Source organism: Gorillibacterium sp. sgz306347 (assembly GCF_059735245.1).
Genome location: NZ_JCAPET010000083.1, coordinates 1 through 8492 on the forward strand (window position 1 = coordinate 1; position 8492 = coordinate 8492).

An 8492-nucleotide genomic window follows, 5' to 3' on the forward strand; every position below is an offset into this window, starting at 1 on the left:
ATAGCCATGGTCACCTGCACGGAAAACACGCCGCCGCGCGGTCAGCAGCACATAGCCATGGTCATCTGCACAAAAAAACATTCCGCCGAGCGCTCAGCGCAGCATCCACATGGGCAATCCCACAAAAAAACGGCCCGCCGGCTATTCCGCCAGGCGAACCGTTGTTCGTTGCTATCGGCACGGCGGGGCGGCTTCCCGAAGGTTAACCGGCCGCACAAGCCCGCATTACAGCTGCGATTGAAAGAAGCGGTAAACCGCGCCCAGGTAATCCGGACCGGTCCAGTGGCCGTTAAACGGATAAACCAGCATTTCCTTGGCTGGGCCGGGTACGCGGTTGTAGGCGGCGTAAACCGTTTCCGGCATGCAGACCGGGTCCTTCAAAGAAACCGCACACAGCAGGGGGCGGTCGATCCGCTCCGCCAGGTTCATCGCATCGAAGTAGCTGAGCGTATGCAGAACGGTGTCCAGCCGGTCCGGGAAGCGGGCTACATACTGCGCCGCCTCGCTCAGCGAGCTCGTCGAGTGAAACACGCCGAAATCCATATGGCACATGTTCGGGAGAGCCGCCGCCACCGCGCGAACCCGCGGCTCCAGCGCCGCAGTTACAAGCGACAGCCCGCCGCCCTGGCTCGTCCCGGTCACAAACACCCGCTCCGGGTCGATTTCCGGCTGCTCGAGGGCAAAGCGGACCGCCCGCAGCGCGTCGATCGTAATCGCCTTGTAGTAGCACGTGTCTTTATCCATGATCCCCTGGGTGACCCAGCCTTTGATCATCCCTGTCTCCTGCGGCAGGTTGTTGCCCGTGTCTCCCCCCTGCCCGCGTACATCCATCGCGAACACGGCAAAGCCCATCATCAGCCAGGCCGCATAGTCCTCCGGATTTCCCTTGGAGCCGGGATATCCGTGATAAAAGACAACACAGGGCGCAGGCTTTCGAATGGGCTTCTCGGGCACCAGAAACCAGCCGTGAATCGGGGTTTCGGCGTATCCTTCGTATTCGGCCGCGTAGACAGCCGCCCCGATGAGGGGCGTAGAGACTTCCCGCCGCGCGCTTTTCCACTCGATGTCCTTTTCCTCAGCGAGCGTGCGGTCCCAGAATTCGTTCAGATCGTCCGGCGAAGTCAGCACCGGTATGTACTGCTCCAGTTCATAAATGCGCTTCTTGACGGCGTTCACTTGCGAGTCCTCCCAATGGGTGTCATTTTAAGGCAAAAGGCTTCTTGTCCTCCTCTGCATCTTAATACAGATGCCCGTCCCCGGCTACCCTTCCTTCCAAAACCATCCAAAGAAAATTAGCATTTCCCGCCCTGTCACGGTTGACAGCTTACCTCGCCTTCCCTATAATGAGCGTGCTTTTCCCGGGAACAAAATCCAATTAACCATTCGGTTAACCGAGGAAGTGACGACTTCCATGATTAGCTTTGCCGAACGGGACCGGCTTCTCCGCAAGCTGGTCCGGCTTCACATCTCGCCCTGGCACGAGATGCTTGCTTCGCTGCACGTCCTGTTTCAGCCGGAGCATCATGGCGGACGGGCGGACTGGGCGGAACGTTTGCGGCAGGAACTCTCCCCCGAGCTTCAAACCGGGCTCCGCGAATTCGGCCGGATGTCCGATCAATGGCTCGGGCTGATGGACCTGGAAAACCGGGCGGAGCCGGCGCTTGCCGTCGATCAGGCGCTTGCGCGTCTCGGCGCGCTTCCGGATGCCGAGTTCGCTTGCCTGATGCTGAACAACCGCTACCCGCTGTTCGAAGTCTGGGAAGCGCAAAACCTTCCGCCGCGCAGCCGCCCCCGCTGGACGGAGGAGCTCGACGGCGTTTGCTCAGCCCTCTTGACCGAGCCGGAGAGGGCCCGGAGCTGGCTGGTGCGGACGCTTGAGGAATACTGGGAGCAATTTTTTCACTCGGAATGGCGGATGATCGAGCCTTGGCTCATTGCGGAAGGCAAGGCGTTTGCCGAGGAAGCCGCCAAGGCGCCGGCCGCCCGGCTCGGCTCGCTCCACCCGCGCCTCCGGCTGGCGGGCGATGCAATTGAAGCACAGAAGGCGACGCTTTACCGGTTTCCTTATGCGGAGCTGAGCCTGATTTCCGTCTGCCCTTCAACGTTTGTTCACCCCCATCTGCTAATTGATTTCCGAAACGGCGTGCTCGCGCTTCCGCTTGCCGTGCCGGTTCCCGGCGACAAGGAGGACGATCGCGTTCCTGCCGACCTGGTCCGTCTGTTCAAAGCCTTGTCGGACCCGAACCGCCTGCGCATCCTCCGCCTTCTGCACGCCCAGCCTCATTGCACCCAGCAGCTGGCGCAAAAGCTGGACATTTCCGAAGCGGCCGTTTCCAAACAGCTCGCCATCCTGACCAACGCCGGCCTGCTTTCTTCGGTGCGGCGGGGACCCTACATTTTTTACCGGCTCCGCAAGGAGGAGGCCGAGATGACCATCGTGTTCCTGCGCCAATTCCTGGAGCAGTGAACAAGGCGGCGAAGTGCACCTATTTTATTCCGACGAATCGGAGGAACCCTCCATGTTCTGGCAAACCGCAAAAGCAACCTGGCTGCGCAATCAGCGCTCCGACCTCCGGGCATACCCGTGGTCCTTTACGTTTGGCCATATGATCAGCGGGCTTTACCTGGTGCTCCTGTCGTTTTTCGCTTACCGGTACTGGATTCGCGGCGAGCTTGACGCCAGCTTCGCGCAGCACGCGGGGACCAGCGATTACATGACCTATGCCGTTATCGGGGGCCTCTTGTCGACGCTTTCCGTCGGCATGATCATGAACGTCTCCCGCACCCTGATTACGGAGCACCGCGAAGGCACGCTGGAGGTTCTGCTGCTGGCCCCGGCGGGCCGGACCGGCTATTTTGCCGGTGCCGCCGTACAGCAGCTCTCCCGGGTCGCGCTGGAGGCCGTTCCCGCCGTTCTGGCGGGAGCCGCCATCGGAGCCCGCCTGCCGGACGCCCGCTGGCTTTCGGCGCTGGCCGCGCTCCTGCTCTACCTGCTCGCCTGTTTTGCCGTCGGGCTTGCGCTCGGAGCGGTCATGCTGACCACCCGCGATACCTATCTGGTGCAAAATACGCTGTTTGCCTTTACCGCTCTCGTCTGCGGCTTTCAGTTTCCGCCGGAATACCTGCCGGAAGCGCTGCGTTTTGCCGGGAGCCTGATCCCGCTTACCGATTCGCTCCAGCTTCTGCGCGGCGCGCTGCTGAATGGAACAGCATTCTTCGATCAAGGAGCGGCCCTCGCGCGGGTATTCGTCCTGATTGTGCTGTACGCGGCGGCGGGAAGCTGGTTCATCCGGCGTTCGGAACGGCGTTTTTTTGAAAAGTGGCACTAGGAAGGGGGCTATCCACCATGATTGTCATGCAAAAAGTGACGAAAATCTACGAAACCCGGCAGCGCAAAGGACTCTTCCGCAAAGAGCGGGTAACGAAAACCGCCGTATCCGGGCTGGACCTGGAAATCCGTCCGGGGGAAACGGTCGGCCTGCTCGGCCTGAACGGAGCCGGAAAGACGACCACGATCAAAATGCTGTCGACCTTGCTGGAGCCGACGAGCGGAAGCATCACGGTGGACGGCCTGGACATCGCCCGCGACCGCCGGCAAATCCAGTCCAGGGTCAACGTGATCACGGGGAGCGAGCGGCTGCTGTACTGGCGGCTGACCGGGCGGGAAAACCTCGCCTACTTCGGGCGGCTGTACGGCCTGGAGGAAGCGGAGCTGAAGCGCCGGTCGGACGAGCTGCTGCGGCTGGTGGAGCTGACGGAAGCGGCCGATCTGCCGGTCGAGCAGTATTCCAAAGGCATGAAGCAGCGCTTGCAAATCGCCCGCGGCCTGATCAACGACCCCAAGTATGTTTTTCTTGACGAGCCAACCATCGGACTCGACGCGCCGGTCGCGCGCCGCCTTCGGGAAATGGTCCGGCGCATGGCGGGCGAGGGCAAAGGCCTGCTCTTGACCAGCCACTATCTACAGGAGGTGGAGGAGCTGTGCGACCGGGTCTATGTACTCGACCGCGGCGAGCTGCTGCTTGCCGACAGCCCGCAGGCGATTGTGCGGCGCACCTCGGGGCTTGAGCGGCTCCGCCTGGAAACGGAAGCCGCGCAGCCCGGGCTGGACGAGCGGCTGGCGGCCGCCCTCGGGCTTCCGTCCGGCGCGGTCCGGTATGCGGACGGCCCTCAGGCGGATGCGGAAACGGCCGTTCTGCTTTTGTCGGCCGAAGACGCGGAAGCCGTCATCCCGCCTGCGCTCGCCTGGCTTTTGCAGGCGGGTGTCAAGGTGCGGCGGCTTTCCGTCGAAAAGCCCTCGCTGGAAGATGCGATCATCCGCCTGGCGGAAGGAGGCCGAAGCGATGAAAGGCTTCTGGCGCGCGTTTCGGGCTGAGCTGTTCAAGCAGCAGCGCAATTCCTTCAGCGGCAAAGCGGTGTTTTTTTCGCTCCTGCTCTGGCCGGTTCTGATGTTCTTTTCATCCTACTATGCCATGCAGCCGTTTCGCGGCGGGGAAGGCTCCGCCTTCGCCCGGCATTTGCCGGACGGCAGCCTGCTGCTTTTTCTGATTACCGGCTATGCGGTGTTTCAATTGTATTGGTCGGTGGTCCAATCCGCATGGACCTTTGAATGGGAGCGCAAAAACGGGACACTGGAAATGGTGTTTCTCGCTCCGGGCTCGCGGCTGGCTTTCTTGTTCGGACGTTCGGTGCATGCCTTATACAGCGGCATCTGGATGTTTTTCGTGTTTGCCTTCTGCGTGGCTGCGTTTGCCGTCCGGCCCGGGGATATGCTCTGGCCGCAATTGGGGGTTGCCCTGCTTTTGACGCTGGTGTCGGCTGCGGTATGGGGAGCGTTTTTGTCGGCGCTGTGCCTGTTTTCCCGGGATGCCGGATACCTGTACTACCTGTTTCAAGAGCCGATGCAGCTGTTCGGGGGCATGTCCGTTCCGCCGGCCGTCTTCCCGTTCTGGGGAAAGGCGCTGTCCTTTCTGTTTCCGGTCAGCTACAGCCTTTTCCTGATCCGGGGAGCGGCAGCGGGGACGGCAGGAACGGGATGGTGGCTGATGGCCGGCGGGCTGGCGGCTGTCACCCTTGCCGTTTTCTTAGCGGCCGTCCGGCTGGTTGCCCGGGCGGAAGCGTACGCCCGCCGTACGGGAAGCTGGACGCTGTTTTGAGCGGTAGAGGGCCGGCTGCAACTTCCTGAGCGGCAGCCCTAGCAGCAAGCACTTCACCCAGGATCGGCCTTGGAGGCCGGTCCTTTTCCTTTCTGAGCAAAACACCCCAGCTCCACCTTCCCCTGACGATATGAAAAAGCCGGCCCCCGTCATCCCCGGTTTACGAATCGGCGTGCCATGTGATATGATGGCTGCGGTCACTTATTAAACGCGTTTAATAAGTATAGTTGGAGGCGAACGCGAATGAGCGGCATTCCCGCCCATCCCCAGGAAGTGAAAAAACGCATCTTGCACGGCATCCGGACCGCCCTGCTGGGGGAAACCAGCGCCACGAAGGCGGAGCTCAGCCGCAAGCTGGGCCTGAGCTTCCCGACAGTCAGCAAGTTTATCGCCCGCATGGAGGCGGACGGCGAGCTGCGTTCGCTCGGACTGGACAGCTCCAGCGGCGGAAGACGAGCGGTCCGGTACGCCTACAATGCGGATTATATGCTCGGTTTGGCGGTTTTTCTGGAACGGTCGGAGACCGGCTACATTCTGTACAACTGCCGGGGCGAACGGAAGGACGAAGGAACCATCGCCAGCGTGCTGACCGAGGGCATCGAGAGCTTTAGCCGCCAGCTGGAAGCTCTGCTGGCCCGGCACCCCCGGATCGGCTCTCTGTCAATCGGCGTTCCCGCCGCCGTCAACAACGGGCGGATCATCTACATCCCGGATTACGAGGCGTTTCGCGATTTTGATATGAAGGGCTATTGCGAGGATCGCTTCGGCATTCCCGTCGTGGTGGAAAACGACATGAACGCCGCCGTGCTGGGCTATGCCGCTGAACGTGCCACTCTCGGGGCGGCTTCCCTGGTGTACCTTTACTTCGGCCAGAACGGTCCCGGCGCCGGGATACTAATTAACGGCGATGTGGTGCGGGGCAGCACCTTTTTCTCGGGCGAGGTTTCCTTTGTCCCCCAGTACGACAACCGGAACTTTTATCAGGCGCTGCAAACCTCCGGCGCTCCGGCCTCCGGCGCAGAAACCTCCCCAGCCGATCCGGTCGCCCGTCTGGTTGCGGCCTTCGCCGCGATTCTGAATCCGCACCGGGTCATCTTCTGCGGAGACGAGGCGACCGAGGAGCTGCTCAAGCAGGTCGCGGCGGGAAGCGCCGCTTATATCCCCGCCGAGCATCTGCCGGAGCTTGCGGTGAGCGACTGGAGGCGGGATTACCTGCATGGCCTGCAAGCGCTCGGTCTTACGCTCATGCTGGCGGAGGCGGACCCGCATTCGTCCGCCAAATCATAGGAGGCTTCTGTTCATCATGGCGACATTCTTCTTGCTCATCATCTATTTGGCCTTTATCAGCCTGGGCCTGCCCGACTCCCTGCTCGGCGCTGCCTGGCCCGTTATGCAGCCGGACCTTGGCGCTCCGCTCGATACAGCCGGCTGGCTGTTTATGGTTGTGGCGGCGGGCACCATTGTTTCCAGCCTGGCCAGCGGGGCGGTCATCCGCCGCTTCGGAACGGGCCTGGTGACGCTGATCAGCTGCGTACTGACGGCGGGCGCCCTGCTCGGCATCTCGTTCGCGCCGTCCGTCTTCTGGCTGGCCCTGTGCGCCGTGCCGCTCGGCCTCGGCGGCGGCTCCGTGGACGCCGCCTTGAACAACTACGTGGCCGCCCATTACAAAGCGCATCACATGAGCTGGCTGCACTGCTTTTGGGGCGTCGGCGCCACCCTTGGCCCGATCATCATGGCCCGCTTTATTGCCGGGAACCACTCCTGGCGGGACGGCTATTTGACGATTTCCGGGCTGCAGTTTGTCCTCGTACTGATCTTATTGTTCTCCCTCCCGCTTTGGAAAAAAGCGGAGCAGGCAAGGCGGAGCCGCAGCGCAGGCGCGGAAGAGGAAGCACCCGAAGATGCGGTGCCGGACGAAAACGCCTTCCGGCAAGTGAACCCGCTGCGCATCGAAGGGGTCAAGCTGGCGCTGGGCGCGTTCCTGTTTTACTGCGGCGTGGAATCTACGCTCGGCTTGTGGGGCAGCAGCTATCTCGTCGACGCAAAAGGCGCGTCGGCGACGGCGGCCGCGCAGGGCGTTTCGCTTTATTACGCCGGCATCACGGCCGGCCGCTTCATCGCCGGCTTCGTTACCTTCCGGGTCGGCAACCGTACGCTCATTCGCGCCGGTCAGGCGGTCGCGCTTGCAGGCGCGGCGCTTCTGCTGCTGCCGCTCCCCGCCGTTTATGCGGTCGCCGGGTTCCTGATCATCGGCCTCGGCCTTGCGCCGATTTATCCCTGCATGCTGCACGAGACCCCCGTCCGCTTCGGCAAAGCCCAATCGCAAACGATCATGGGCTACCAGATGGCCGTCGCTTATGTCGGCAGTACGCTGATGCCGCCCCTGCTCGGCTTTCTCGCCACCCGGACGACGCTGGGCATTTTCCCCGTCTATCTGGCGCTCTCCGCCGGGGCGATGCTGCTTCTGTCGGAGCGGCTCAACCGGTATCTCGGCAAAAAAACACGGCCGGCCGGCGAAAATGCGGTGCCGAAGGTTTGAATGCGCACCTGCCCGATGACTTGCTTGCCGGGCGCACGTCCATTTTTGCAGCAAGCCCAGCCTTTCGACTTTAAGGATGGGAGACACCGGCAGTTCTCATTCCGCTCCTCCTGCATTCGCGAACCAGGCCAGCGCCCGTTTCTCCAGTTCGCCGACAAACGCTTTTTTTGCCGGGCTGTAAACGCTTGTCGTTTCAAACCGCCGGGCCAGTTCCTCCTTAAACCGGCTGTACCGGGCCGCTTCCTCCGGGTGGCTTCTTAGATAGTCCCGCACGATAAGGTGCCGTTCGATATGGGGATTGCCTGTCTGGTAGAAATGGATATGATGCGTCCGGTTCTCTCCGCCTTTGCGAAACAGCCGCCTTCCCGGAATGCCCCATTCTCCGGCAGCGTCGTATCCGAGGGCAAGCATTTTTCCGGTTCGCATATCCACCCGGCCGATATGTTCGACGATGGCCATCAGATCTATGACGGGCTTGGCGGTCATCCCCGGGACCGATGTGCTCCCGAAGTGCTCGAAGCGGATGCTTTCATTTTCAAAAACGGTTTTCAGGAGTGCGGCTTCCTCTTCAAAAAGCCGGGCCCATTGCTCGGTGTACTTGGTCAGTCTGATCTTCACAGGCAAGCTCCTTTATGCCGGTTTAACGGGAATCTCCCGCCGAAATCGCCAGCGGTCCCGCAATCGGGCCCGCTTTTTTTCTCCCCTGAAAATAACGCAACTTCATAGTCTGTGGTACCCCGCCGGGGCATGGATGGCTAACGGTTGCCACAGCGCTTATTCACCCCAAAAACCCCTGT

General features: G+C 61.7%; 9 protein-coding genes. 7 read left to right on the plus strand and 2 right to left on the minus strand.

The genetic code is table 11. The annotated features are described in order from the left end of the window. The coding region (locus AC6I6H_RS22210) for a hypothetical protein (protein WP_497956752.1) at positions 1–206 on the plus strand (206 nt) is incomplete at its 5' end. Between the two features lie 19 nt (positions 207–225). On the opposite strand, the gene AC6I6H_RS22215 is transcribed toward AC6I6H_RS22210, so the two are convergent. Beyond that, the gene (locus tag AC6I6H_RS22215) at positions 226–1176 is read right to left on the minus strand and encodes an acetylxylan esterase (protein ID WP_497956753.1); all 951 of its coding nucleotides are present in this window, start codon (positions 1174–1176) and stop codon (positions 226–228) included. 235 nt (positions 1177–1411) lie between these two features. Between AC6I6H_RS22215 and AC6I6H_RS22220 the strand changes: the two genes are divergently transcribed. From AC6I6H_RS22220 to AC6I6H_RS22245, 6 genes are all read left to right on the plus strand, one after another. Continuing rightward, complete coding sequence (locus tag AC6I6H_RS22220; protein ID WP_497956755.1) at positions 1412–2467, plus strand: ArsR/SmtB family transcription factor; 1056 nt, start codon at positions 1412–1414, stop codon at positions 2465–2467. Positions 2468–2519: 52 nt separating this feature from the next. Beyond that, a complete protein-coding gene (locus tag AC6I6H_RS22225) occupies positions 2520–3329 on the plus strand; it encodes an ABC transporter permease (RefSeq protein ID WP_497956757.1) in 810 nt (269 codons plus the stop codon). Positions 3330–3346: 17 nt separating this feature from the next. Beyond that, complete coding sequence (locus AC6I6H_RS22230; protein ID WP_497956758.1) at positions 3347–4375, plus strand: ABC transporter ATP-binding protein; 1029 nt, start codon at positions 3347–3349, stop codon at positions 4373–4375. Then, positions 4344–5156: an ABC transporter permease gene (locus AC6I6H_RS22235; protein ID WP_497956759.1), complete on the plus strand. Its 813-nt coding sequence runs from the start codon at positions 4344–4346 to the stop codon at positions 5154–5156. Before AC6I6H_RS22230 ends, AC6I6H_RS22235 begins: the two co-directional genes overlap by 32 nt. A gap of 243 nt (positions 5157–5399) precedes the next feature. Beyond that, on the plus strand, positions 5400–6443 hold the full coding sequence (locus tag AC6I6H_RS22240; protein WP_497956761.1) for an ROK family transcriptional regulator: 1044 nt from the start codon (positions 5400–5402) through the stop codon (positions 6441–6443). 16 nt (positions 6444–6459) lie between these two features. Beyond that, positions 6460–7695: an MFS transporter gene (locus AC6I6H_RS22245; RefSeq protein WP_497956763.1), complete on the plus strand. Its 1236-nt coding sequence runs from the start codon at positions 6460–6462 to the stop codon at positions 7693–7695. 96 nt (positions 7696–7791) lie between these two features. On the opposite strand, the gene AC6I6H_RS22250 is transcribed toward AC6I6H_RS22245, so the two are convergent. Beyond that, a complete protein-coding gene (locus AC6I6H_RS22250) occupies positions 7792–8313 on the minus strand; it encodes a GrpB family protein (RefSeq protein ID WP_497956764.1) in 522 nt (173 codons plus the stop codon). Positions 8314–8492: the final 179 nt, after the last annotated feature.